This is a genomic window from Pseudomonas sp. AL03 (assembly GCF_029960815.1).
GTDB lineage: Bacteria > Pseudomonadota > Gammaproteobacteria > Pseudomonadales > Pseudomonadaceae > Aquipseudomonas.
The window spans coordinates 275446-299628 of sequence record NZ_JASBRE010000001.1 but is presented as its reverse complement, the minus strand read 5'-3'; the positions used below and the strand labels follow the sequence as shown (position 1 = coordinate 299628).

Here is a 24183-nt window from a genome sequence, read left to right as displayed (position 1 = left end):
AATACGCCTATACATTGCTTTCACGTCAATTCACGTTCTCTGCATCAGCCTCTCAAATCCCTGTCGGCAAGAGGGCTGATTATTTTCTGGGGAGCGATGCGATCATTTGATCAAAGGCCGTTACCGAATATCTTCCATCAAGGTTTTCCACGGTGGGCATTTTTAAAGGAAACCCGAATCGCACTCTGCCGGAAAGCACTTCATCCATAGCTGAGTACCAGGTCAGCAGAGCTTGTTGGAGGCGCAGGTGTAGCTCGAATCTACTCCGTCGGCGGGTGATGTCTGCTTTGGCTCGTTCGCGCGCGAGCTGAGGATCTATGCTGCCAACAACGTAACAGTCAGCAAAGCCAATACGTCCTTGTGCGATCGTTTCTCTTGTGGCGTCCAACTCTATTCGCCAGTCGTGTTCGCTCGCCTCGCCGATCTGCCAAAGGCCCCAAATGTAGTGGAGCTTGAGAGGGTCACTGTCACACAAAGCCCACGAAGAAATGTCTTCCATGGCCAACGCTTTTTGCCAGCGATCCACGTTTCGCTCCGCCCAAAAAGTTGCTGCTCCGACTGGATCCTTTATCCGATCCGGCTCGTTTTCAAACCGGCCGTTTTCAGGAATGACATGCTGCCCTCCATGCTTAGCGCACCAAGTGGTTTTCCCGCTGGCGCTGATACCCTCAACAACCAAAATCATCGTTATGACTACTCCGTTAATTGCGCCATCCTTGTAAGTCCAAAAGCACCATATTCGCCAGCGACCCCCATCGCTAATGTCCCGCGCTTGCCGTTCAACTTCGTACAACCCGCCAATCGAGTGCAGGTTTCAAGACGATGGATTTTCTTGCCCATGACATCGACCTGGGACAGCAGCATGGCCTGTTCGGCCAAGGCGCGAAGCTGTTCCGGAGTCATCTGGTCGAGGTTGGGTGAGGACGTCCTGCCGCTGATTGTGCCAGAGCAGGCGATCAGCGGCGATAAACCGATGGGCTATCGGAAAGTGTCAAAGCACTGTGATCGAGCCGCCCGCATCGACTCGCTGCCAGGGCAGCCCCAGCACCAAGGCCTGAAGCTGTTCGCTATCCACTTCGACTTCCGGGCCATGCCGAATGCCGCAAAAGCCGGCAGCGATGCTGCTGGCTGCCCCCCGGTAGAGCGGCATCCACTTGCGAATGACGTTGGCATTGATGCCGTGGCTGATGGCAACGCTGGAGATGGTTGCTCCGGGTTGCAGGCAATCCTGAACAACTTGGGCCATGAACGGTTTGGGATAAGAGCTTCGTAGGCGCATGAAAATCCTGGCGATAAGGGTGATCGCGTCCGCTTAAAATACGCGGACACCTTCGCCCTTAAAGCTGGAGTTAGGAAGGTGATTTGGTCGGATGCTAACGTTCCAACGCCTCGACCAAGGCCTTGAAGAAACGCGCCGCCTCGCCGCCCGTCACCACGCGATGATCGAAAGTCAGGGACAGCGGCAGAACCGGATGCACCACCACCGCGCCGTCGACCGCCACCGGTTCGTCACGAATCGCGCCTGCGGCCAGGATCGCCACTTGCGGTGGCACCACCACCGGGTTGGCGTAGCGGCCGAACAAGGTGCCGAAATTCGACAACGTCAGGGTTGCCCCCATCATTTCCTTGGGCGGAATCGATCGCGCCTGCACATCGGCTCTTAATCGCATGACGCCTTCCTTCAAGTCAGCCGCGCTGCGACGACCGACATCGCGCAGCACTGGCACAAACAGGCCGTCCGGGGTGTCCACGGCGATGCCCAAATCGAGCCGTTCGTGCTGTTTGAGCGACAGGCTTTTGCCGTCGAAGGCGCTGTTGAGTACCGGTTCCACGGCGCACGCTGCGGCCATCGCCTTGGCGAGACGAATCAGCGGTTCACGTGCCTGACCCCAGCGATGCAGATCGGCGTCACCGAAAATCGTCACCGGCACGACTTCGGCATGGGACCGGGCCATGTTCAGCGCCATGCTGCGCCGCACGCCGCGCAACCGTTCTCCGCCGAAGCGCTCGCGTTCTGTTTGAGCCGCGGTTTCCACATCCGTGCGGGTGATCAGCCCCTTGTGACCGGAGCCCGTCAAACCGCTCAACTCCACACCGAGTTGCCGAGCCAGTTGCCGCACGGCCGGTGTGGCGCAAGTCGCCAGGTGCTCTCGGGTCGAGGGGGCAGCCCCGATGAAAAACGAATCCTCCTGATTACTGCCGCCACCTTCGAGTCGCCCCACGACGGTGCCGGCGTCTGCTTCGCCTTCGTAACCGAGCAGCGGTTCACCGACGTGAATAATGTCGCCTTCGCCGCCATAAAGTTTTGCCACCACACCGTCATACGGTGCGGGGATATCCACCAGCGCCTTGGCGGTTTCTACCGACACCAGCAGTTGATCGGCCTTGACCGTATCGCCAACGTTGACGTGCCAGCGAACGATTTCCGCCTCCTGCAAACCCTCGCCCAGATCCGGCAGTTTGAAATATTTCATCGCGGCCTCCTTGGGTTCAGGCGTCTTTTTAGAGGTAGTGCAGCAGTACGTTGTCGCAGGCCAGCAAAATGTCCTCGACATTGGGCGTATAGAGCGATTCCAGTCGATACAGCGGCGGCGGAATGTCCGGCGCGGTAACTCGCTGAATCGGTCCCTGCAAGTCCAGCAACACCCGTTCGTAGAGACTCGCGGCAATTTCTGCACCGACGCCACAGGAGCGCGGTGCCTCGTGGACGATCACGCAGCGACCGGTCTTGCGCACCGAGGCTTCCAGGGTGTCGAGGTCCAGCGGCTTGATAGTCGCGACATCGATCACTTCCGCCGAGACGCCCCGTTCGGCCAATTCGGTGGCGGCTTGCAGGGTTTCCATTACACAGGCGCCCCAGCTGATCAGCGTGATGTCACTGCCTTCGCGCAGGGTGAAACAGCTGTCCAGCGGCAGGCGCTTGCCATCATCCAACAGCGGTTGCGGGTTCATGCGATAGAGCCGGGTCGGTTCGAGAAACACCACCGGATCAGGGTCATCGATGGCCGCCAGCAACAAGCCATAGGCCCGGGCCGGCGATGACGGAATTACCACCCGCAGACCTGGAATGTGCGCGAACAGGGCTTCAGTGCTTTCGCTGTGGTGTTCCGGTGCGCGAATCCCTGCACCCATCGGTGTGCGCATGACCATCGGGCAAGTGATCCGCCCTCGAGTGCGATTACGCATGCGACTGGCGTGGGACACCAGGTGCTCCATGGCCGCGTAGATGAAGCCCATGAACTGGATTTCCACCACCGGTTTCAGGCCCTGCGCGGCCATGCCGATCACCAGTCCGCCGAGCATGGTTTCGGCCAGCGGCGAGTCAATAACCCGCTTGAAGCCGAAGCGGTCGCGCAGCCCTTGAGTTGCGCGAAACACGCCGCCGTTCACCCCGACGTCTTCACCGAGGACGATGACGTTTTCGTCTTCGCTCATGGCCCGATGCAGCGCCAGGTTCACCGCTTCCAGCAACGTGACTTTGCCGTTACTCATGGCCCGAATCTCCCGCGCGACGCGCCGCCCTGTCGAGCAACTCTTCACGCTGCCCGGCGAGGGGCTCCGGCCATCGGGCGTAGACGTGATCCATGACCGATTCGGGTGCCTGAGTCCCCGCTGCTTCGAAGTTATCCACAGCACGCTGCACCAGGCCCTGGCATTCGCTGATCAGGGCCTGCTCGCGGCCTTCGTCCCAGACGCCCTGCCCGACCATGAAACGTTGCAGGCGTTTGACCGGTTCTTCCAGCCAGGCCTGCTTGACCTCGTCCGCCGGCCGGTAGCGCGTGGCATCGTCGGCGGTGGTGTGGTCGCCGAGGCGATAGCTCAGGCATTCCAGCAACACCGGGCCTTTACCGTGGCGTGCCCGTTCGAGGGCTGCGTGTACTCGGTCGTAAACCGCGAGCATGTCATTGCCGTCGACCTGTTCGCCGTGGAACCCTGCGCCGATGGCTTTCTGTGCCAGGGTCGGGGCGCCGCACTGAATCCGTCGCGGTACCGAGATCGCCCATTGGTTGTTATTGACCACGAACACCACCGGCAACTGCCAGGCACCGGCAACGTTGAGGGCTTCGAGGAAATCGCCTTTGCTGGTGGCGCCGTCGCCACAGGTGGTGACGGCGACCCGATGTTCACCGCGGATTTTAAAGGCGCTGGCGACACCGCAGGCATGCAAGGCCTGGGTGGCAATCGGTACACAGATCGGGAAGTCCTGGGCCGCCGCCGGGTCGGCAAAGTCGCTGCCGCGTTCGTCGCCGCCCCAGTACAGGAGGATTTCTTCCATGCGCACCCCACGCATCAACTGCACGGCGGTGTCACGGTAATACGGCACCAATACGTCTTCGGCGTGCATCACGCTGCCGACGGCGACACCAATGGCTTCCTGGCCCAACGTCGGCGCATAAGTGCCGATGCGCCCGGTGCGTTGCAGGGCGACGGCTTTCTGATCAAAAAGACGGGTCAGGACCATCTGCCGATAAAGGCGCGTCAGCACATTGAAATCGTCGGCCCAGGCAGGAAGTTCGCCGAGCAATTGGCCGTCAGGGGATAAAAATCGGGTGTAAGGCAGCTCAACCTTGTGAAGCATCCCAGGCTCCCGGCACACCTCGTCAGCGTGCGTCAGTCAAGCCTGACGCTTGTGGCACCAGGCCTTGGGAGCAAGTCTGCCGGATAGGCCCTCACTCCTTCATCGGTTCACTTCATTGATACAACACTTTCTCCGCCAATTCGTCTGCCACTCGGGCCGGCGAGCGTTTTTCCGCCTGAGCATGGGCGAAGACTTCGGTCAGCCGTGAGCTGATTTTCGACAGGTGTGCGGTGATGGTCGTGAGCTCTTCGCCGCGATGCTTGAGCGAGACGTAGATCAGGCCGCCGGAATTGATCACGTAATCCGGCGCATACAGAATGCCCCGCCGCTCCAACTGATCGGCGACTTCCAGATGGGTCAATTGGTTGTTCGCCGAACCGGCCACCGCTGCACAGCGCAGTTGCGTCACGCTGTGGCTGTTGAGCACGCCGCCCAAACCGCAGGGCGCGAGGATGTCGCAGGGCGTGCTGAGCAGCGCGTCGTTGGCGATCGGGTGAGCACCGAGTTGCTCCATCGCCAGTTGCACTTTGCCGTGATCGATGTCACTGACCAGCAGTTCGGCTCCGGCGGCGTGCAGCTGTTCGGCGAGGGCAAAGCCAACGTTGCCGAGCCCTTGAATCGCCACGCGCAGGCCTTCGAGATTATCGCTGCCCAAACGGGCCATGGCGGTGGCACGAATGCCGGTGAATACCCCCATCGCCGCGTGCGGCGCAGGGTCGCCCGCCGAGGTGGTGCTGGTGACGTATTGGGTCTGTTGGGCGATGCAATCCATGTCCGCCACGGAGGTGCCACTGTCGATGGCGGTGATGTAGCGGCCGTCGAGCTGATTGATGCAGCGCCCGAACGCTTCGAACAGTGCGGCGCGGTTTTCCACATGGATCGGGCGGACAATCACCGCAACGCCGCCACCCTGAGCCAGGCCGGCCAGCGCGGCCTTGTAACTCATGCCTTGGGCGAGACGCACTGCATCTTCGACGGCGGACTCGTCGCTGGGATAGGCAAGGTAACGACACCCACCCAGGGCAGGCCCCAGACGGCTGTTATGAATGGCAATCACCGCCTTCAACCCGGTGACCGGGTCGACGCTCAGATGCAGCGATTCAAGGCGAGTGCTTTGCATGAGAGCGAACATCGCAGGGCTCCCGAATGACGACTTGTAGTCGCCAGTATAGGCTTGCGCCCAAAAATTGCAGAAGCGCACGGGAATAAGCGTCGTCGCCATGCAGACTTTCGGACATAACCTGAATGCACCTGTGTGCGGCACTGGACGAATGCCCAAGACGGGGCTAAAACGAGGCATTCCCCGGAGATTTTGATGACGCCGCGCCAACGCTTCTTCGACTGCTTGCAACGAACACCGCCCGCGCTATTCGAGGCGGCGCTGTGGGTTGCCGCCGAACACGACAGTGAGGTAGATCCCGAGGCGGCGCTGAAAGACTTCAAGGACCTGCAACAGCGCGTCAGCTATGGCTTGCCGATGCTGCCGGTGAGCGAACTGGCCCAGCCGTTGTTACGTCGTATGAATGACCTGGGATTTGCCCAGGACGACTTCACGCCATCGCGTGCGCACGTCGCGCTGATCAATCACGTGCTGGAACGCCGGCGTGGGCAGCCGCTGAGTCTGGGGTTGATTGCCCTGGAACTGGCCAGAGGTCTGGAGATCCCCTTGGTCGGAGTCAACTTCCCCGGGCATTTCCTGCTGCGAGTTCCGGGCGCCGATCACTTGCTTGATCCCTGCGGTGGACGTCGTTTGTACCCCAACGATTGCCGGGAACTGCTGCAACGCCAGTACGGCCCGAACATGAAGCTCAGCGCCGAGCATTTGCTCACTGCCGAGCCGGTGCAAATGCTGCAGCGGCTGTCGCGCAATCTGCGTCAGTTACACCTTTCTCACGATGACTACATCGACGCCCTGATCGACGCCGAACGGGTGCTGGAGCTGGGCAACGCCAACGCCGCCGACTACCTGGCCCGGGCCAGTCTCTATCAACGGCTGGACTGCCCGAACGCCGAGCGCTTTGACCTGGAGCATGCGTTGCTGCTCAGTGACGACCCTATTCAGCGGATTCGCCTGACTGAGCGGCTGGGGCACCTGCCGCCAAACTCCATCGTCCACTAACCACACATCCTTGTGGGAGGTGTTAAGGAGTGTCTGGCTGGTTCGCCGGATGCGCCTTGATGAACGCCGGATGTGTGGCCGCCAACGCCGCCACTCGACGAATCCGCGGATACGCCTCAAGTGAAAGGCTGAAGCGCTCCGCCGCATACAACTGCGGGATGAGGTAGGTATCCGCCAGCCCTGGCGTCGGACCAAAGCAATACCCGTCATCGCCGATCAACTGCTCCACCGTCGCCAACCCTTGGCTGATCCAGTGCCCGATCCACTCCACCACGTGCGACTCATCGTGCCCCAATTGCCGCAGCTTATTGAGCACGCTGACGTTGTGCAGCGGATGCACATCGCAACCAATCACCGCCGCCACGCCACGCTCGTGGGCGCGAGCGGCGAGGTCTTTGGACAGCAGCGGCACCTGTGGATAACGTTCCTCCAGGTACTCGATGATCGCCGGTGACTGGATCAACAGCTCACCGTCGTCAGTGCGCAAGGCCGGCACTCGACCTTGCGGGTTAACGGCGAGATACGGCGGCTGTCGATGCTCGCCACCTGGCGGCGCGATCAGGTTGATCGGCAGCGCCTGGTAATCCAGCCCCTTGAGCGCCAGCGCGATACGCACCCGATAGGACGACGTCGAACGGTAGTAAGTATAGAGTTCCATGACCCGATCCTCTTAGCGCGCCGGCAGCACTTTACCGCGGCATTCACCAAAACCGATGGAGGCAAAACCGTCGCGAATGCAACGAGCGCGCAGGATGATTTCGTCGCCGTCCTCAAGGAACTTACGCACCTCGCCCGACGCCAGTTCGATCGGCTTTTTACCGCCCTCGGTGATTTCCAGCAGGCTGCCGAACTGACCGTTTTGCGGGCCCGACAAAGTGCCCGAACCGAACAGGTCGCCGGCCTGCAACTGGCAGCCGTTGACGCTGTGGTGCGCGACCATCTGCGCCACGGTCCAGTACATGTGTTGGGTGTTGCTCAGGGTCAGGCGATGGGCCGGCAGGTTCTGCTCGCGCATGGTTTCGGTGAGCAGCAGCACTTCCAGTTCGATGTCGAAGGCGCCAGCGGCCTGATCGCGCTTGTCGAGCAGGTACGGCAGCGGCTGCGGATCGCCTTCCGGACGTGCCGGTTGAGCACGACGGAACGGCTCCAGCGCTTCGGCAGTCACCACCCACGGCGAGATGCTGGTGATAAAGCTTTTCGACAGGAACGGCCCCAGCGGCTGGTATTCCCAGGCCTGGATGTCGCGCGCGGACCAGTCGTTGAGCAGGCAGAAACCGGCGATGTGATCGGCGGCATCACCGATGGCGATTGAGTCGCCCATGTCGTTGCCCTGACCGATCCAGATCCCCAGTTCCAGCTCGTAATCCAGGCGTGCGCACGGGCCAAAGGTTGGCTCGGTTTGGCCGGCTGGCAGGGTCTGGCCTTTCGGACGACGAACGTCAGTGCCGGACGGGCGAATGGTCGAGGCACGACCGTGATAACCGATTGGCACGTATTTGTAGTTCGGCAGCAACGGGTTGTCCGGACGGAACAGTTTGCCGACGTTCTGCGCGTGCTCGATGCCAACGTAGAAGTCGGTGTAGTCGTTGATTTTCGCCGGCAAGTGCATCTCGCAATTCGCCGCCAGTGGCAGCAGTTTTGCGCCTTGGGCTTCGATCTTGCCGTGCAGGGTGCTGCCTTCTTTGAACAGTTCGATCAAGCGTTCGCGCAGGGCAACGCGAGCCTCGCGGCCGAGTTCGAAAAACGCGTTCAGCTGACCGCCACGGGTGGCTTCGACGGCAGTTTTCGCGACGCCGTCGAACAAACCGGCGTCCAGTGCTGCTTCGAGGTCAAAGATGTGTTCGCCGAGGGCCACGCCGCTACGGGGTGCGGAGCCCTTCACGCTGAACACACCCAGCGGCAGGTTTTGCAGCGGGAAATCGGTATGGCCGTTGGCGGAGGCAACCCAGCTACGAGTGATGGAAGTCTGAGTCATGGGTTATCTCCGGGTCGGGTCGAAAGTGGCGGGCAGCGTGGCCCAACAGGCATCGTAGTTGTTTTGCAGTTGCGGGCAATCCAGCGCGAAACGGCTCGGGCGCAGCACCTGGCTGGTCTCGAACATAAAGGCCATGGTGTTGTCGATTTTCGCTGGCGAAAGCTCGGCGTTGATCGCTTTGGTGCAGGTTTCGCCGTCCGGGCCGTGGGCGCTCATGCAGCTGTGCAACGACGCGCCGCCGGGCACGAAGCCTTCGGCCTTGGCGTCGTATTCGCCCTTGATCAGGCCCATGAATTCGTTCATCAGGTTGCGGTGGAACCACGGTGGTCGGAAGGTTTTCTCGGCCACCATCCAGCGTGGCGGGAAGATCACGAAGTCCAGATTGGCCAGGCCGTGGACGCTGGTTGGCGAGGTCAGGACGGTGAAGATCGACGGATCCGGGTGATCGAAGCTGACCGTGCCGATGGTATTGAAACGACGCAGGTCATATTTGTACGGCACGTTATTGCCATGCCAGGCGACCACGTTCAGCGGCGAATGATCGAGTTCGCAGCCCCACAACTGACCGAGGAATTTCTGCACCAGCGTGGTCGGTTGTTTGAGGTTTTCGTAATGGGCGACCGGCGTCAGGAAGTCCCGTGCGTTGGCCAGGCCGTTGCTGCCGATCGGCCCCAGGTCCGGCAGGCGCAATGGCGCACCGTGGTTTTCGGCGAGGTAGCCGCGGGCTTGCGGGTCGAGCAGTTCAACGCGAAATTTCAGACCGCGTGGCAGCACGGCGATTTCCAGCGGCTCCAATTCAAGCACGCCCAATTCGGTGGCGATGCGCAGACGCCCCAGTTCCGGCACCAGCAACAGTTCGCCGTCAGCGTTGAAAAACACGCGCTCCATGGAGCGGTTGGCGCGGTAGCTATAGATGCTGATCCCGGCCGGTTTTTCCGCCCCCGAGTTGGCGGCCATGCTCACCAGCCCGTCGATGAAATCGGTGGGTTCGCTCGGAATATCCAGCGGGTTCCAGCGCAGGCGATTGGGGGTCACTTCACCCAACGGGCCGCCAGCCAGTTGCCGATCCAGTTTGACGAATGCAGGGTGATTGGCCGATGGCTGAATGCGGTACATCCAGGTGCGCCGCGCTTCGCTGCGAGGCACAGTGAACGCCGTGCCGGAGAACAGCTCGGTGTAGAGACCGTACGGGGACTTTTGTGGGGAGTTCTGGCCGACGGGCAGTGCGCCGAGCAACGCTTCGCTGCTGAATTCGTTGCCGAAGCCGGACTGATAAGCCAGCGCGGGCGCCGTTGAATCGAGGTTCATGGAGCCTCCTGAACAGGGAGTAGGCAATGGCCTGTCGCTCCGCTTGAGAGGTCTCGGCACGCCTGGGTTATTTTTATCGTAATTCGATTACGCATAACGTAATTTGATTGGTATTGACCGTCAAGCTATAAAGACGCCCATTCGTCCCGGGATCAGACCGCCTCCATGGAAACGCCGCGCAGCAACGATAAACAGAAAGTCCGCTCGGCCGAGGTCGGCACCGACATCCTCAAGGCCTTGGCGGAGTTGTCGCCATCGACTTCACTGTCGCGCCTGGCTGAACACGTGCAGATGCCGGCCAGTAAGGTTCATCGTTATTTGCAGGCACTGATTGCCAGTGGTTTCGCTGAACAGAATGCTGCCACCAACCATTACGGTCTGGGCCGCGAGGCCTTGCGCGTCGGTCTCGCCGCACTCAACAGTATGGACGTGCTGAAAGTCGGCGCACTGCCCCTGGCCGAGCTGCGCGATGAACTGAACGAAACCTGCTTTTTGGCGGTGTGGGGCAATCAGGGTGCAACCGTGGTGCATATCGAACCGGCAGTCCGCGCGGTGACGGTGGTGACGCAATTGGGCTCGGTGTTGCCATTGCTCAGTTCATCAACAGGGCTGGTGTTCGGCGCGTACTTGCCCAAACGCGAAACCGTGGACTTGCGCGAGCAGGAATTGCAAAGCAGCTCGACCCATGCGCTGTCGGACGATCAAGCCTATGCAGCGTTGTGCGAACAGATCCGCGAACGCGGTCTGCATCACGTGCATGGTTTGCTGATGCCGGGGGTCGATGCGTTATCGGCTCCCGTTTTCAATGCGGTCGGGAATGTCGCGGCGGTCATGACCATTGTGGGCCCGGCCTCATTGTTTCACGCAGACGAAAACGGCCCGGCGGCGCAGCGGTTGCTGGCGGCGACGCGGGCCGTGAGTTGGCGGATGGGCCATGAGCCGACGCCGTAATCGTCGAAACGATCGCCTCCACCTTAAACAACTAATCCCAACACTTTCGCCTTGGCCACCGCTTGAGTTCGACGTTCCACGCCCAACTTCCCATTAATTCGCCGCGCATGGGTTTTTACGGTATGTAACGATATGAACAACTGATCAGCTATTTGTTGATTGGAATTGCCCAGAGCCACTAACTCAAGGACTTCTATTTCACGCTGACTCAACCTGTTCTGCAGTGATGCCATCGGCTGGAGAGAGTGACCAGACTCGGCACGCCCGATAGCGTCCGGCAGTCGAGGCTGGCGCAACTGAAGATCGCGCAAGGTTTGTTGAAGGTTGCAGCGCTCGATCAGGGCCAATCCTTGCTGCAACGCCTGGCGAGCCATGGGCGTATCCCCCCTCAGCCAGGCAACTTCGGCCAACGCCAGGTGCAATTGCGCTTCCAGCCCCGACATCCCTCGCTGCCTGGCCCACTGCAGTCGGGACTCAAGCTGTTGCACAGGAGTTTGCGCCTGTTTCAGGTAAACCTCGGTCAGTACCAGCAGGTATTCAAGGCCGGGTATCAATTCCAGCGTGGCCGGCGGCGCCTGACGTGCATGAGGGCCGTGATAGTGGCGCAGCACCCGGGTCAGGGCTTCATGAGCCAATTGCGGGCGGCCCTGCTGCAGCCAGAAATGGCTGCTGATGTGCAGCAGGAGTCCGCGGTAGACCGTGTCTGGAATCCGTCGCTGTTGCATCAACCGTTCGGCGTCACGCAGCAGGACGAATGCCTGAGCGTAGTCGAGACGATTGGCGGCCAACTGCGCCAGACCGAGGAATCCGTAAAGCACCCGTTTGTCCTGGCTGCGCAGGCAGATTTGCAGGCCACTCTCGAAATGTTCAGCCGCCTGGGCATCCCGCCCCTGACACAGGCACAACCGCCCCCGACGCAAAGCAATCCGTCCCAACAAGGGTTGGGCCAGCGGTTGCTGCTGGACGAGCAAGCCGTGCATGTTGGCCAGCACGAGTTCAGCCCTGCCGGGCGCCCCCCGTTGCTCGAGCAATTGCGCATGATCAAGCTCCAGTAGCCCTTCAAACACCAGCGAGCCTTGTGCGCGCGCCAGGCACAACGCCTCACGGTTGATGGCCTGCGCAACGTCAAGCTCGCCCCGCAGCAGAGATTGCTGAGTCAGGCCGGACAGACACATCAATCGGGCGGTCCAGAGTCCCGGACCTAGTTCGTCGAGCGCCTCCAGAAAATGCGCTCGCGACGGTTCCATGCGCCCCTGCAAATGCAGCAGCCAGCCCTGCAGTGCCTGCCAACGCGCGATCAGTTGCCGTTGATGCAACGTCGACGGCTGGGGGATGAAACGCGATAAATGCTAAATGCATTCGCCTGCTTGCTCGAAGCGTCCGGCAAACAACAACGCCGCGGTGATCAGCCCCACCAGTTGCGGCGAGCCCAACATCAGCGCCTCGCCCTGCTGTTCATGCAGGCGCAACAAGAGCACCACCGTCTGCTCCTCGAACAGGTGCTCGAAACTGAAATGCTGAAGCAGGCTGATCGCGACCTCAAACTCTTCGGCCAGCAAGGCTTGTTCAAACGCGGCTTTCCAGTCCTGTTCGGCGGCGAACCACTGACAGGCGCGACGATGCCAGGATCGCCTTGCCGGCCATTGTTCCTCGCGCATCAACTGCGTGAGGGGTGCAAAAATCTGCACCCAGTCGGTCGAGTCCTGCCAGGGCTCTATGAAGCAGCCCAACGCCTGCAACGTGCTCAGGTACTGGGCGCCCTCACCGGCACCGAACAGGTGATCGCACAGCCGGGCATTGAACCGCGGCAGATGTGCCAGCACCCGCCAGGCTTCCGTCAGCTCCGGGGTCAGAATGCCAAACAGTTCGTGTTCGAGGTAAGCGTGCAACGTGTCAGGACGGCCGTACAGTTGCTCGTTGCGCGACCAGTCGCATTTTTGCAGCAGCGCAATCCTCACGCCCGCGCACCAGCCACCGGTAAGTTCGATGATCCTGCGGGCACGTTTCGCCGCCTGCTCCGACGCCAGGTGATGCAACAGCTGTGCGATTTCAGCTTCAGTGAAGGCCAGCGTGGCGCGCTCGCAGTCGTAAAGTTCATCGGCAAGTAACAGGCGCGGCCAATTGCATTGCGGACGGCGCCGACCGCTCAGCCACCACGTGACCATCGGACTACTGACGGCCAGCAACCGGTCGAGCAAAAGGTCGAGCTCCGGGTTGGGCGTTCGGCAATAATCATCGAGGCACAACCAGGTCGGCGTTTGCAATTGAGCCAGAGAGGCCAGCAATGCGGATTCGTCCGCCGAGGCCAATCCCAACGCGTGTGCCAGCCGCTGCCGGAATTCGGCAGCATTCATCGACGTTCCTGCCAACGGCAGCCAACAGACCTGACACTGATCGGGCGCCTGCAACAGACATTCGATGAGCAGCCCACTCTTGCCACTGCCGGCCGGAGCACAAAGCAATTTCACCCGCGCGGTCGAGGTCAGTAGCGGCTCGATCAACCGTTTGCGAGACAGGTGGTGGCAAGACAAACGGGGCAAGAGTCCAGGACGGTCCAGACACGGGGCCATGGCGGTCATAGTGGTGCGCCTTTTTATTGTTGTGGCGCCACCCTAGTCCTCTCCACACAGCTTGTTGAAGAAGTATTCAGCGCACTGATTTGCGCCTATAAAAAAGGTGACCGCAGGGTCACCTTTGTGTGCAGGAGCCTGTAGGACGATTACCTCACTCCCGTACTCCGCAGGGCTGCCGGCGTGTAGTCCCCCGCTTTCGCGTCAATGTTGAATTCGAAGCTGCGTTTCTCCTCGTTCTTCATCCCCAGTGCGATGTAACGACCGGCGATCACGTCATACAGCGCCTCGACCGTATAGGCCGGCACCTGGTGGTCGTAATAGAACTGAGCGTGACCTTCGGCCACACGCCATAGCTGACCGCGACCGTCGTAATGATCGGCCAGTGCCACCTGCCAACTGTCTTCGTCGATGTACATGTGACGCTTGGCGTACACGTGCCGCTCGTTGGGCTTGACCGTGGCGACGACCTCCCATACCCGGTGCAACTCGTAGCGCGTCAGGTCTTGATTGATATGCCCGGCCTTGATCACATCGGTGTATTTGAGGTTGGGCGAGTCGAGTTTGTAGCTGTTGTAAGGGATGTACATTTCTTTCTTGCCGACCAGCTTCCAGTCGTAGCGATCCGGTGCGCCGGAAAACATGTCGAAGTTGTCGGTGGTGCGCAGCCCGTCGGACGAGGTCCCCACGCCGTCATAGGCCACTTGAGGCGCACGGCGCACACGTCGCTGGCCCGCGTTGTAAATCCAGGCCTTGCGCGGTTCGTTGACCTGATCGAGGGTCTCGTGAACCAGCAACACGTTACCCGCCAGGCGCGCAGGCGCCGTCACTTCCTGCTTGAAATAGCTGAGGACGTTTTCGTCGCTGCCCGGTTTCAAATCCCCCAGCAGCGAAGGCACCGCGACCTCATCCTTGAAGCGGATCACGGTAAAATCGCCATTGGACTGCGGGGTCGCCTGGGTGATGGTGCGACGCAAATTGCCGCCGTGATAACGGGTGACGTGGTTCCAGATCACTTCGACGCCGTTCTTCGGAATCGGAAAAGCGTAGTAGCGATTACCGGTGAAATTGGCCAGGCCGTTACCGTCGTTGATACTGTTCACGTTCAGCGCAGATCGCTTGGCCGATTCGTAAATCTCCGGTGGTACGGCCACGGTACGGTGGGTTGGATAAACGGGGATCTTGTAGGTCTCGGGGTAGCGCTTGAACATCGCTATCTGGCCATCGGAGAGCTTGTCCTTATATTTGTCGACCGTCGCCGCGGTGATGGTAAACAGCGGCTTTTCATTGGCAAACGGGTCAGCCAGGAAACCTTTACTGTCCACGGCACCGGCGTTTTTCGGGATGCCTCCGGTCCAGGCCGGGATCGAGCCATCGGCATTGCCGGCCTTCTCGCCGCCTAACGGCGTAAGGCTGGTGCCGAGTTTGTTCGCTTCTTCCGGCGACACCGTCGCCATCACGTTGGCAGCCAACAGGCTCAGGGCCAGGGCACCGCATTGCAGAATCATCTTGCGCATCAAATTCATCCTTCTCAGCCAGATCAGAAGTTCGCACCGAAGCTCAGTGCCAGGAAGTCGCGGTCTTCCAGGGTGTTGTAGTCACCGCCGAAGAAATCGGTGTAACTGAGGCTCGCGGTATAGGTGTTGCGGTAGTCGGCATCGACGCCGACGCTGACCGCCTTGGCGCCTTCGTTGAACAGCCCGTTGGGGCCGTAGCCGGCGACGTCGTGGGACCAGGACAGGTTGGGCTTGAGGTTGATCCCGGCGATGACGTTGTTGTAGTCGAGGATCGCGCGGGCGCGGTAGCCCCAGGAGGTCGAGGTGACAAAACCGTCGGTATCACCGCCAAAACCGTATTGGCCATAGACCGAGTCTCGGCCGTAACGCAGTTTGGTTCGCGACTCCAGACCACCGACTCGCACCACCGCCGCCTCGCCGACCAGTGTCAGCCGTTGGGCACCCAGCACTTGGTCGACGAAGTGCGTCAGGGTGCTCTGGATCTGGGTCACTTCCTTGCGGCGGTAGCCTTTGTTGTCAGCACCTGGCGTGGTAGCGATAGGCGATACCGCGCCGCCTGCGATCGGGTTGAGCAACGCCAGGGTCAGGTCGTTGGTGCTGACTTGCACTGGAGCGTTGGGGCGATAGCTGATCTCGCCGGTCCACGCCGTGCCGGTGGGCAAGGTGGTGGAAAAGCTCGCGCCGTAGAGACGAATGTCTTCCGGGTACTCAAGGTAATACTGGCCGCGACCGAGCATCACGCTCTGGGCCAGTGCCGAACCGGTGCCCGGCGCGATCCTGTTGGCGGTGCCGACGATGGCCGGGATCCGTGCCAGCGTTGTCAGGCCGGCAGTGGTGGTGCCGACCGTCGGGGTACGGCTGTGATAGTTCATGAAGTACAGACCGTACTCTGTGTCGTCCCCGAGCCAGCGCAGTGCCGTCCCCCACTGCCCGGAGTCGCGGGCATCGCGGTCACCACCGCGCGGGACGATCACGCCTTCCCTGCTGACCTCGAAGCCTTGGCCAAACGCTGCAGCGATCGGTTGCAACGGTGCGATCGCCGGGCTGGCAACGGTGTAATTCTTGTTGCAGCCGTCGGCCGCCACATCGACGCCGAAGAAGGTGCCGCAGTTATCGAGAACGGTCTGATCCCACTCCAGTTGATAGAAACCTTCCACCGAGAGTTGGCCGGTCAGGCTTTGAGAGGCGAACAGCATGTTCACCGGAATCAGGCCTTCCTTGATTTCGGCACCAGGTCGGCGGAACGCTGACACGTCGATCGGGTTGATGCTGTTGATCGAGTTGCCGATGAAGGTACTTTCACCCCAGCTGACCACCTGCTTGCCGGCGCGCACAGTGCCTGGCAGACCGGCGATGGAATAGTTGTGATAGACGAAGGCGTCGAGAAGCTGCGCACCGGAGGACTTGGCGCCTTCTTTACGACCGCCGTCACTGATCGGTTTGAACTCGCGGTCCTCGTCCTTGAGTTCGAAGTCGTACCAGTACTTGCCACGTACGAACACCCCGGTGTCGCCGTACTTCAGTTCGAGGTCGTGAATACCCTTGAAGATCTTGGAGAAGGTTTCGCCCTTCTTGAAGTTCTGCCGCCCGTCATCCCCGGTCGAAGACTGGCCGGTCCCGCCATTGACCGTGCCCACCAGGGATTTGTCGGCATCGCGCATGCCCCAGCTCGCGCCGATGGACAGCGAAGAGTCGAATGTCCCCTCGATTTCGCCAATGTTGAATGAAACAGCCTGCGCCTGGGCACAGCAACCCAAGGCCACCGCGGCGGCCAGCGCCTGCGGTTTGAAGATGGCGCGCATTGTTGTTTTTGTCATGCGTCTTCCCCGGTGAGTGACAGAAGGCCACACCCTACTGCCGCACGCTGGGAGCGATAAGCGCACCAAGGAGGTATTCGCGATGTACCTCCTAAGGATGAATGCCCGCATGGGACGGCGTTTTGCGCGGTTTATGGACGGGCTGGATGGGGGGCTATCAACGCAACGCATGGCGTGTTGGCGGGGCCTGCCGCCACTGTTACTCAAGCTGCAACAGTTCATGTCATGAATGGCTATTTTTCCTTTGCGCTCAAGCGCTTATTCTTGCCGGGCTTTCACGGCAAACGGCCTGAAAGCACAAGCAATGGCAAGTGACCCGTCCACACCATTGGCGACAGATTTCAGATGAATTGAAGATTTTCGACTCATCGCCCCGTGTTCACTGACGTTGATTTATTGCTCCTTGATCAATCGTCTTACTTTGGCCGCTGCTTTTGCAGCGGCCTTTTTTATGGGTGACATTCCTACAAGATGTTTCCTATAACAGCATAAGAAATATCTCTTTACGCGAAAGAAAATCCTGCCTTTATTCCTGTCTCATCGAAACTTCTCTCCGACTTATATGTAATGACTGACGCATCTCTCGGACCCAGACTTTCGACTTCTGTTGTAACTTTTAATGGCTGACTGGCAACACGTTATTTCTCAAACGATATGCACATTCAAAAGGATATGAATATGCAAAAGCCACCCGTTCGACCGGGGCCCCTGATTATTGAAACACCTATCCACACGATCGGCGAAGCACCCGATCACATGACGCCCGCACCTCGAACATCAAACACATCGATACCGGGCCCGTTCGGCCACGGCATACCGACCTATTATCAAAATCAAAACGTAGTAAAAGCCACAACCCAAGCGCTGGAACAGGAATATCAGACCAGGTCCAGTCAACTACCGCAATCCATCGAAGCCGAACTGGCCGCGACCAGACTTGAAGGTCAAACTCATCCACTTCCACCAATACAATCAATGGTTCGGGAGCTGGACGCCCTGAACAAACTTACACAAAGAAAGGCCACAGAGTTTCACAGTAAAACCGTAACGGCCAATGCGTTTTATGGAGGGGATCCATTTAATAGACATATTAATGAGTTCATGAAAAAAGGCTCGGCGATAGAAAAATGGCCGGGCCCGACCGGCATTGCCATGCAGACCTTGAATCAATCACTCAGAGCCGCAATCGAAGTCAGATTGCTGTCTCAAACTATCCAGTCGCTCAACCAGCGAACCGCCAATCTGCAGCATGCCCTCAGCGTCATGCAGGCAGCTGAACAGGCGCGATTAGCAGCGGAACAGGAAGCTCAACGTGTCGCTGCTGAACAGGCCCGCATAAAGGCGGAAGCTAACGCTGAGGCTCAGCTTCAGAAGCTGGTTCAGCTTGAGGCTCAAGAAAGGGCACGAATTGCAGCATTGAATACAGCTCTGGCCGAGGCTGAAGCCAAGGCAGAAGCAGCCGCGCAGCATTTCGCAGCCGAGCAGGCTCGCCTCCAAGCTGAAATGGAACAGCGAATCGAGCAGATACAAAAGCAACTACAAACAGAAAGACAGAGTCTGGAGACTCGCAGGAAAGTCATTGATACAGCTACCGCTGTGGCTCAACGCCAAGCTCAACTGGCGAATCTGAAGATACAGCAACGGAAGGAAAGGCAGGCGCAAGAGCGCGAGCGGCAACAGGCTCGTCTGGCAGTAGAGGCTGAGGCCCAACGACAACTCGAGCAGGCACGCCTCCTGGCGCAATGGCGAGAGGAAACAGAGGCTCGGTGGCAAAGCCCCACGTTTGCCAATGTCGGTTCGATGGCGGCATTCGGCCCGGCGTTTACCGGCACAACCGGAACGTTCGGCGTTAGTCCAACGACCTCCTTGGCGCTCAGGAACGCGCTACGCGCAGCGATATCCGCGGCTATCGCAGCTCTAGCGACTGCAGCAGCGCCGGTCCTGGTCGGGTTCGCCGCCCTATTGGCTCCCTCCAGGCTGGGGAATGGTGATCTTTTTTCTGTCAGTGTTCCGCTGTCAGAACTCGCGCCTGATTCAACTGCTGACCTGTATGAACTGGCAGCCGTCGGAGGGGAAATCGACCTGCCAGTGAGACTCGGCTCGAGGACGATAGGCAACAGGGTAGAGATCGTCGTTGTTGCCACTGACGGAGTGACAGTACCCGCCAGTGTGCCGGTAAGGCTTGCTTACTTTGACGCGCGCAAGAATGTCTACGTTTCCGGCAGCACCGTCTCCAACGGTCCCGTCATCACCTGGACGCCGCTGGTAGAACCGCAGGATCCGTCAACGGACTTTCCGCTGATCGACACTGACCTGCCGATCTATGAAGGCGCTACCGTCACCCCCGACACGGGGCGAATCGATCCGTTTCCAGAGCTGGATCTCTACGGATTTGGTGGCTTCATCACCGTCTTTCCAATCGAGTCCGGCATCCCTCCGACATTCACGATGTTCAGGGATCGGCGACAGGATCCCGGTGTTGCCAGTGGCGCCGGACAACCAGTTTCCGGAAACTGGTTGGGTGCAGCCTCGACGGGAGAAGGAGCGCCTATTCCGATGCAGATTGCGGATAAATTTCGAGGACGGGAGTTTTCGAGTTTTAAAGCGTTTCGCAGGGCATTTTGGAAGGCGGTATCTGCCGACCCTGAACTAAGCTCACAACTATTCCAGCTCAGCAAAATTGAAACTAAAAAAGGGCTTGCTGCAAGAGCAGATATCGCGGATCACGTCGGAAAAAAGAGAAAATACGACCTTCACCATGTAATACCGATTAGTGAGGGAGGAGCAGTCTACGACATCGATAACCTTCGGGTACTGACACCGAAGCAGCATATTAAAACTCACTCCAGAAAACAGGAGCTTTAAAATGAACTTAAAAAACAAGCTCGAAAACTACACGGAATCTGAATTCAAGGTTCTTATACTTCGCTTATTCAAGGGTGATTATTCATCAGAAGAAGAGCTAGAGGAGATCGTTGAGAACATCGTAAACACATCTGAACATCCCAACGGATCAAACATATTGTACTTTCCCGAGGAAGGGGTTGAGGACAGTCCAGACGGGGTGCTGAGCACCATCAAGCAGTGGCGAGCCGCTAACGGCAAGCCAGGCTTCAAGCCTGAATAATCAAACGAGTTAGGGCAAGAACATGTTCTTGCCCTGATGCATAGAAAGTTAAACGGTACGTTAAGCAGATCAGTGAAAGCGGCTCGACCTACGACATAGACAAACTTCGTGCACCGACACCAAAGCAGCACATCGAAGCCCACTCCAAAAAAGGAGAAATGTGAAAATGACACTTAAAGATAGATATGAAGATTACACAGAGTCTGAATACCTGAATGTTATAAATCGTTTGTTCCTGGGGAGATTCTCATCAGAGAAAGAACACGATGCATTTGTTGACAACATCGTAAGCACTTCAGAACACCCAAACGGCACAGGCGTTTTGTATTATCCAGAAGAAGGTATTGAAGACGGCCCAGAAGGGGTATTAAAAGCCATTAAAACCTGGCGAGCAGACAACGGCAAACCTGGCTTCAAACCTGAAGCACAGTAATCCAAACAAAGAAGCAAGCATTCGTGCTTGCTTCTTATACTGCCCATTCGCAGCCAGTATTCATGCGAACCAGTGAGAGACTATCTACCACCTACACACCTCTCGGAAATCGACTACATCGTTCTGTAACAACACGAACCACCTCAACGATTAAGGTTAATGACAAGTCAGCCATTCATTTGTAATTGCGCGCTGACACTAACCTAATTCATTGCGAGCATTCTCTTCATGAAACCCATTGACTACAACAAGTACCGCGCCACTAAAAGTTTTAACACTCGCGTACGCTTTCTGATTTTCCACTACACAGCCGGTAACTTCTCCAGTTCGGTCAATGCACTGACCGGCCCAAATGTCAGCGCCCATTATCTGGTACCCGACATAACCGATCCGAGCTACTTGAAAGCAGGTTATACCGGGCAGGAAGTCTTTAATCTCGTGGACGAAACCAAGCGCGCGTGGCATGCGGGCGTCAGCCACTGGGGCAACCGAAGTAGTCTGAACGACACGTCTATCGGCGTTGAAATCGTCAACCTTGCGACGTTTAGCCAAGGGGTTTTCGACTTCCCGCCGTATCAGCCGGAACAAATCGCCGCCATTGAAGAACTTGCACAAAACATCCTTGAACGCTACCCGGATATCACCCCGACCCAGGTTCTGGGCCACTCGGATATTGCGGTCGGACGAAAGAGTGACCCAGGGCCGAAATTTCCCTGGCATGCCCTTTACTTGAAAGGCGTCGGTGCCTGGTTCGACGATGCCACCCGAGATATCTATCTGCAGCAATATTGCGAGACCGGCATTCCAGCCCGAAGCGACTTACTCAAACTGTTCAAGACTTACGGGTACGACGTTTCCGGCGCGTCAACCGAACAAGGCTTCACACACCTTGTTCGGGCCTTTCAGCTGCACTTTCGCCCGGAAACGTACGACGGGATCATGGATGCGCAAACGGCCGCGAATCTGGCGGCATTGGTTCACAAGTATTTTCCTTGATCGCCGCTGCAAACCAGATTTCGGCACCGAATATTAAGAACCAGCAAGGTCAAGAACGATGACCTTGCTGGCATCCATCAAATCGAATACTTCTGCAAATTAGCCATCATTTCCTTCAGCGCTTCAATGTTGTCCTTTGGATGCACTGCGCCTTCGAAATCGCAGATCTGCTGCCAATGCGCCGCCACCTCTTCCGGAGAGAAACCAACCCGCGGATCGAACCCGGCACCCAGGCTTCGTTCCCAGCGGACCTTGCCCATCCAGCCGCCGCCGACTTCAAACAACCCGGAGGTTTCCTGGCAGTTCTCGCTGGCGAGGTACACCACGAGCGGGCTGACCAGTTCAGGTTTGAGTTGTTCAAAGACTTGCGGCGGGATCAGGCCTTCGGTCATGCGGGTGCCGCCGGTGGGGGCGATGGCGTTGACCAGGATGTTGTGCTTGCGGCCTTCGATGGCCAGAGTGCGGGTCAGGCCGTAGAGGCCGAGTTTGGCCATGCCGTAGTTGGACTGGCCGAAGTTGCCGTAAATGCCCGAGGTCGAAGCGGTGAAGATGATGCGGCCGTAGTTTTGCTCGCGCAGGTGCGGCCAGGCGGCGCGGGTGACTTTGTAGGCGCCTTCGACGTGGACGCGGTAAACCAGGTCCCAGTCGCCGTCGTCCATTTTGTGGAAGGTCTTGTCCCGCAGAATCCCGGCGTTGTTGACCACCACATCGACACGGCCAAAAGCGTCGAGGGCGTGCTGAACGATTTTGTCGCCGTCGGTGACGGAGTCATGGTTGGCCTCGGCGATGCCGCCTGCCTCGCGAATTTCGGCCACCACTCGGTCTGCCGACGATGCGTTTGCACCTTCGCCTTGAGCCGAGCCGCCGAGATCGTTGACCAGCACCTTGGCGCCCTGTTTGGCGAACAGCAGCGCGTGCGCCCGGCCCAGGCCGCCGCCTGCACCCGTGATGATCACCACTTTATCTTCGAAGCGCACAGACTCATTCATTGGGGGACTCCAGCAGGCCAGGGGACAATGAGTCCGAGTGTCAGGCACGGCGATGCGGGTCACAATGAACTGGGGTGAGGCTGAATGGTGCGCAATAAGGCAGGGGGATAATCAGGAGCAGGCGGCCCTGCGCGGCGGCGAAACCAGCTGATCGCGAAACACCAGATAGTGCTTGAGCACCTGTCCCGGCGCCTCGGTCTGAGGGTAGTGGCCAATACCGGGCAACAAGACCGTGTCCGGATTCGGGATCAGTTCCCGGTAGCGCTCGACCATGTGCGCGCCGGAGATCGGATCGACTTCACCATCGATCACCCGCAACTGCACTTCACCACGCTGCATGGCTGCGACCCAACGCTCACGCTGGGCACGCCGCTCAGGGATGTAGGCAATCAATTTGTGCATGATCCGTGGCCCGTGATTGCTCTCGATCAGGCTCCAGAAATCATCCATTTCGCTCTCGGTGGGACGGCTCTGCGGACCGAAGATCTGTCGGAAACTCCTCACCAGACCGTCACGGGAAAAGGCTCGCCCGATCATCCAGCCCAAGGGGCTGAGCAGGAGTTTTTGCATCAGTATCGGGCGATGGGTTTCGGGAAAGAGGCCGCCATTGAGGAACACACAACTGGCTATATCAATGCGCGCTTCGTAATGCCGAGCCAACAGTTCCTGGGCCACGCTGTCGCCATAATCGTGGGCCAACAGGTGCACCGGCTGCTCGACGTTCACGTGTGCCAGCAAGGCCTGTTGCAGATCGGCTTGCTCCAGCAGGCTGTATTCGTGGTCCACCGGTTTGGCGGAATCACCGAAGCCGAGCATGTCGCAGGCAATCACTCGATAGCGCTGGGTCAGCGGCTGCCACAGGAAATGCCAGTCCCAACTGGCGGTGGGGAAGCCATGAATGAGCAACAGTGGCTCACCCTGCCCCGCCGTCCAGTAACGGATGGTCTGGCCACGGAATACGAAGGTCTGACCGCGTTTGCGCCAGACACTCAGGGGGATCTCGGCGAGAGGCATTAGCGTTTATAACCCGGGTCTTGTTTATCGAGTTTGCGCAGCAGCGCTGGCCAGGCCAGGGCGCCGCCCATCCCTTGAGCGCTTTTGGTGACGCCGGCGATCATCGCCTTGGCGCCCGCCAGAATCTGCGGTTCGACGGCGATCAGTTCGGCGCCACCGTTCTGCGCCAGCACCTGGATATCGCAGGCACGCTGGAAGGTAAACATCATCAGGAACGTGTCGGCGATGGTCGCGCCACAGGTCAACAGACCATGGTTGTGCAGCATCAGGAAATTGTTTTCGCCGAGGTCTGCTTGCAGTCGCGCCTTCTCTTCATGGTTTAGCGCAACACCTTCGTAGGCGTGATAAGCCAGGCTGGACAGGACAAACAACGACTGTTGACTGATCGGCAAAATGCCTTGTTTCTGCGCCGAAACTGCGACACCCGCCGCGGTATGAGTGTGCAGCACGCAGACGACATCGTGACGAACCTCGTGCACCGCGCTGTGGATGGTGTAGCCCGCCGGGTTGATCTCGAACGGGCTGTCCATCAGCTTGTGGCCGGCCTGATCGACCTTGACCAGGCTCGACGCGGTGATCTCGTGGAACATTAACCCGAACGGGTTGATCAGAAAGTCTTCGGTACCGGGCACCTTGGCCGATATGTGGGTGAAAATCAGATCATCCCAGCCATGCAAGGCGACCAGACGATAGCAGGCAGCGAGGTCGACGCGGGTCAGCCATTCGGCGGCGCTGACCTGGTCTTTGACACTGTGAGGTGATTGGGCGGGGGTTACGTTCACGGCAAG

At 59.0% G+C, this 24183-nt stretch carries 20 protein-coding genes and 1 pseudogene; 6 read left to right on the top strand and 15 right to left on the bottom strand.

The window, feature by feature from the left end:
- Positions 1 to 79: 79 nt before the first annotated feature.
- The 6 genes from QK293_RS01340 to QK293_RS01315 all read right to left on the bottom strand — a co-directional run bounded on the left by QK293_RS01340 (position 80) and on the right by QK293_RS01315 (position 5711).
- On the bottom strand, positions 80 to 685 hold the full coding sequence (locus QK293_RS01340) for a hypothetical protein (protein ID WP_282375177.1): 606 nt from the start codon (positions 683 to 685) through the stop codon (positions 80 to 82).
- Between the two features lie 306 nt (positions 686 to 991).
- Positions 992 to 1279 carry a transposase gene (locus QK293_RS01335; RefSeq protein WP_282375175.1) on the bottom strand — a complete coding sequence of 96 codons (288 nt, stop codon included), beginning with the start codon at positions 1277 to 1279 and terminating at the stop codon, positions 992 to 994.
- A gap of 94 nt (positions 1280 to 1373) precedes the next feature.
- Entirely contained in the window at positions 1374 to 2474 is a 1101-nt protein-coding gene (locus tag QK293_RS01330) for a dihydrolipoamide acetyltransferase family protein (RefSeq protein WP_282375174.1), read from the bottom strand.
- A gap of 28 nt (positions 2475 to 2502) precedes the next feature.
- Positions 2503 to 3492 carry an alpha-ketoacid dehydrogenase subunit beta gene (locus tag QK293_RS01325; RefSeq protein ID WP_282375173.1) on the bottom strand — a complete coding sequence of 330 codons (990 nt, stop codon included), beginning with the start codon at positions 3490 to 3492 and terminating at the stop codon, positions 2503 to 2505.
- Complete coding sequence (gene pdhA, locus QK293_RS01320) at positions 3485 to 4579, bottom strand: pyruvate dehydrogenase (acetyl-transferring) E1 component subunit alpha (protein WP_282375171.1); 1095 nt, start codon at positions 4577 to 4579, stop codon at positions 3485 to 3487. The genes QK293_RS01325 and pdhA overlap by 8 nt, the downstream gene beginning before the upstream one ends.
- Positions 4580 to 4691: 112 nt before the next feature.
- Positions 4692 to 5711, bottom strand: a complete 1020-nt coding sequence (locus QK293_RS01315; protein WP_282375169.1) for a Glu/Leu/Phe/Val dehydrogenase dimerization domain-containing protein — start codon at positions 5709 to 5711, stop codon at positions 4692 to 4694.
- Between the two features lie 183 nt (positions 5712 to 5894).
- On the opposite strand from QK293_RS01315, the gene QK293_RS01310 reads away from it, so the two are divergent.
- Complete coding sequence (locus QK293_RS01310) at positions 5895 to 6698, top strand: transglutaminase family protein (RefSeq protein WP_282375168.1); 804 nt, start codon at positions 5895 to 5897, stop codon at positions 6696 to 6698.
- A 22-nt stretch (positions 6699 to 6720) separates the two neighbouring features.
- Here the strand turns inward: QK293_RS01310 and maiA are convergent, their stop codons facing one another.
- Genes maiA through hmgA form a run of 3 tightly spaced genes read right to left on the bottom strand, consistent with a single transcriptional unit; the run spans position 6721 to position 9981 of the window.
- Complete coding sequence (gene maiA / locus QK293_RS01305) at positions 6721 to 7356, bottom strand: maleylacetoacetate isomerase (RefSeq protein ID WP_282375167.1); 636 nt, start codon at positions 7354 to 7356, stop codon at positions 6721 to 6723.
- A 12-nt stretch (positions 7357 to 7368) separates the two neighbouring features.
- Positions 7369 to 8673, bottom strand: coding sequence for a fumarylacetoacetase (gene fahA / locus QK293_RS01300; protein ID WP_282375166.1), 1305 nt, complete (start codon positions 8671 to 8673; stop codon positions 7369 to 7371).
- 3 nt (positions 8674 to 8676) lie between these two features.
- Positions 8677 to 9981 carry a homogentisate 1,2-dioxygenase gene (gene hmgA, locus QK293_RS01295; protein ID WP_282375165.1) on the bottom strand — a complete coding sequence of 435 codons (1305 nt, stop codon included), beginning with the start codon at positions 9979 to 9981 and terminating at the stop codon, positions 8677 to 8679.
- 165 nt (positions 9982 to 10146) lie between these two features.
- On the opposite strand from hmgA, the gene QK293_RS01290 reads away from it, so the two are divergent.
- Complete coding sequence (locus QK293_RS01290) at positions 10147 to 10932, top strand: IclR family transcriptional regulator (protein WP_282375164.1); 786 nt, start codon at positions 10147 to 10149, stop codon at positions 10930 to 10932.
- Between the two features lie 23 nt (positions 10933 to 10955).
- On the opposite strand, the pseudogene QK293_RS01285 reads toward QK293_RS01290, so the two are convergent.
- From QK293_RS01285 to QK293_RS01275, 3 genes and pseudogenes are all read right to left on the bottom strand, one after another.
- Positions 10956 to 13511 (bottom strand): annotated as a pseudogene (locus QK293_RS01285) (LuxR C-terminal-related transcriptional regulator).
- Between the two features lie 140 nt (positions 13512 to 13651).
- On the bottom strand, positions 13652 to 15019 hold the full coding sequence (locus QK293_RS01280) for a DUF1329 domain-containing protein (RefSeq protein WP_282375163.1): 1368 nt from the start codon (positions 15017 to 15019) through the stop codon (positions 13652 to 13654).
- Between the two features lie 23 nt (positions 15020 to 15042).
- A complete protein-coding gene (locus tag QK293_RS01275) occupies positions 15043 to 16836 on the bottom strand; it encodes a DUF1302 domain-containing protein (protein WP_282375162.1) in 1794 nt (597 codons plus the stop codon).
- Positions 16837 to 17514: 678 nt separating this feature from the next.
- On the opposite strand from QK293_RS01275, the gene QK293_RS01270 reads away from it, so the two are divergent.
- The 4 genes from QK293_RS01270 (at position 17515) to QK293_RS01255 (ending at position 21392) form a co-directional block, all read left to right on the top strand.
- Positions 17515 to 19701 (top strand): S-type pyocin domain-containing protein, encoded by a 2187-nt coding sequence (locus QK293_RS01270; RefSeq protein ID WP_282375161.1) that lies wholly within the window; start codon positions 17515 to 17517, stop codon positions 19699 to 19701.
- A gap of 1 nt (position 19702) precedes the next feature.
- On the top strand, positions 19703 to 19963 hold the full coding sequence (locus QK293_RS01265) for a bacteriocin immunity protein (RefSeq protein ID WP_282375160.1): 261 nt from the start codon (positions 19703 to 19705) through the stop codon (positions 19961 to 19963).
- A gap of 166 nt (positions 19964 to 20129) precedes the next feature.
- Complete coding sequence (locus QK293_RS01260) at positions 20130 to 20396, top strand: bacteriocin immunity protein (protein WP_282375159.1); 267 nt, start codon at positions 20130 to 20132, stop codon at positions 20394 to 20396.
- A 228-nt stretch (positions 20397 to 20624) separates the two neighbouring features.
- Positions 20625 to 21392, top strand: coding sequence for an N-acetylmuramoyl-L-alanine amidase (locus tag QK293_RS01255; RefSeq protein ID WP_282375157.1), 768 nt, complete (start codon positions 20625 to 20627; stop codon positions 21390 to 21392).
- Between the two features lie 77 nt (positions 21393 to 21469).
- On the opposite strand, the gene QK293_RS01250 is transcribed toward QK293_RS01255, so the two are convergent.
- From QK293_RS01250 to QK293_RS01240, 3 genes are all read right to left on the bottom strand, one after another.
- Positions 21470 to 22381, bottom strand: a complete 912-nt coding sequence (locus QK293_RS01250; RefSeq protein ID WP_282375155.1) for an SDR family oxidoreductase — start codon at positions 22379 to 22381, stop codon at positions 21470 to 21472.
- Positions 22382 to 22492: 111 nt separating this feature from the next.
- Complete coding sequence (locus QK293_RS01245) at positions 22493 to 23395, bottom strand: alpha/beta hydrolase (RefSeq protein ID WP_282375154.1); 903 nt, start codon at positions 23393 to 23395, stop codon at positions 22493 to 22495.
- Complete coding sequence (locus QK293_RS01240) at positions 23395 to 24177, bottom strand: class II aldolase/adducin family protein (RefSeq protein WP_282375152.1); 783 nt, start codon at positions 24175 to 24177, stop codon at positions 23395 to 23397. Before QK293_RS01240 ends, QK293_RS01245 begins: the two co-directional genes overlap by 1 nt.
- Positions 24178 to 24183 lie beyond the last annotated feature (6 nt).

Coding starts and splice junctions, on each gene's coding strand:
- QK293_RS01340 (WP_282375177.1), bottom strand. CDS start 685: ATGATTTTGGTTGTTGAGGGTATCAGCGCCAGCGGGAAAACCACTTGG.
- QK293_RS01335 (WP_282375175.1), bottom strand. CDS start 1,279: ATGCGCCTACGAAGCTCTTATCCCAAACCGTTCATGGCCCAAGTTGTT.
- QK293_RS01330 (WP_282375174.1), bottom strand. CDS start 2,474: ATGAAATATTTCAAACTGCCGGATCTGGGCGAGGGTTTGCAGGAGGCG.
- QK293_RS01325 (WP_282375173.1), bottom strand. CDS start 3,492: ATGAGTAACGGCAAAGTCACGTTGCTGGAAGCGGTGAACCTGGCGCTG.
- pdhA (WP_282375171.1), bottom strand. CDS start 4,579: ATGCTTCACAAGGTTGAGCTGCCTTACACCCGATTTTTATCCCCTGAC.
- QK293_RS01315 (WP_282375169.1), bottom strand. CDS start 5,711: ATGTTCGCTCTCATGCAAAGCACTCGCCTTGAATCGCTGCATCTGAGC.
- QK293_RS01310 (WP_282375168.1), top strand. CDS start 5,895: ATGACGCCGCGCCAACGCTTCTTCGACTGCTTGCAACGAACACCGCCC.
- maiA (WP_282375167.1), bottom strand. CDS start 7,356: ATGGAACTCTATACTTACTACCGTTCGACGTCGTCCTATCGGGTGCGT.
- fahA (WP_282375166.1), bottom strand. CDS start 8,673: ATGACTCAGACTTCCATCACTCGTAGCTGGGTTGCCTCCGCCAACGGC.
- hmgA (WP_282375165.1), bottom strand. CDS start 9,981: ATGAACCTCGATTCAACGGCGCCCGCGCTGGCTTATCAGTCCGGCTTC.
- QK293_RS01290 (WP_282375164.1), top strand. CDS start 10,147: ATGGAAACGCCGCGCAGCAACGATAAACAGAAAGTCCGCTCGGCCGAG.
- QK293_RS01280 (WP_282375163.1), bottom strand. CDS start 15,019: ATGCGCAAGATGATTCTGCAATGCGGTGCCCTGGCCCTGAGCCTGTTG.
- QK293_RS01275 (WP_282375162.1), bottom strand. CDS start 16,836: ATGACAAAAACAACAATGCGCGCCATCTTCAAACCGCAGGCGCTGGCC.
- QK293_RS01270 (WP_282375161.1), top strand. CDS start 17,515: ATGCAAAAGCCACCCGTTCGACCGGGGCCCCTGATTATTGAAACACCT.
- QK293_RS01265 (WP_282375160.1), top strand. CDS start 19,703: ATGAACTTAAAAAACAAGCTCGAAAACTACACGGAATCTGAATTCAAG.
- QK293_RS01260 (WP_282375159.1), top strand. CDS start 20,130: ATGACACTTAAAGATAGATATGAAGATTACACAGAGTCTGAATACCTG.
- QK293_RS01255 (WP_282375157.1), top strand. CDS start 20,625: ATGAAACCCATTGACTACAACAAGTACCGCGCCACTAAAAGTTTTAAC.
- QK293_RS01250 (WP_282375155.1), bottom strand. CDS start 22,381: ATGAATGAGTCTGTGCGCTTCGAAGATAAAGTGGTGATCATCACGGGT.
- QK293_RS01245 (WP_282375154.1), bottom strand. CDS start 23,395: ATGCCTCTCGCCGAGATCCCCCTGAGTGTCTGGCGCAAACGCGGTCAG.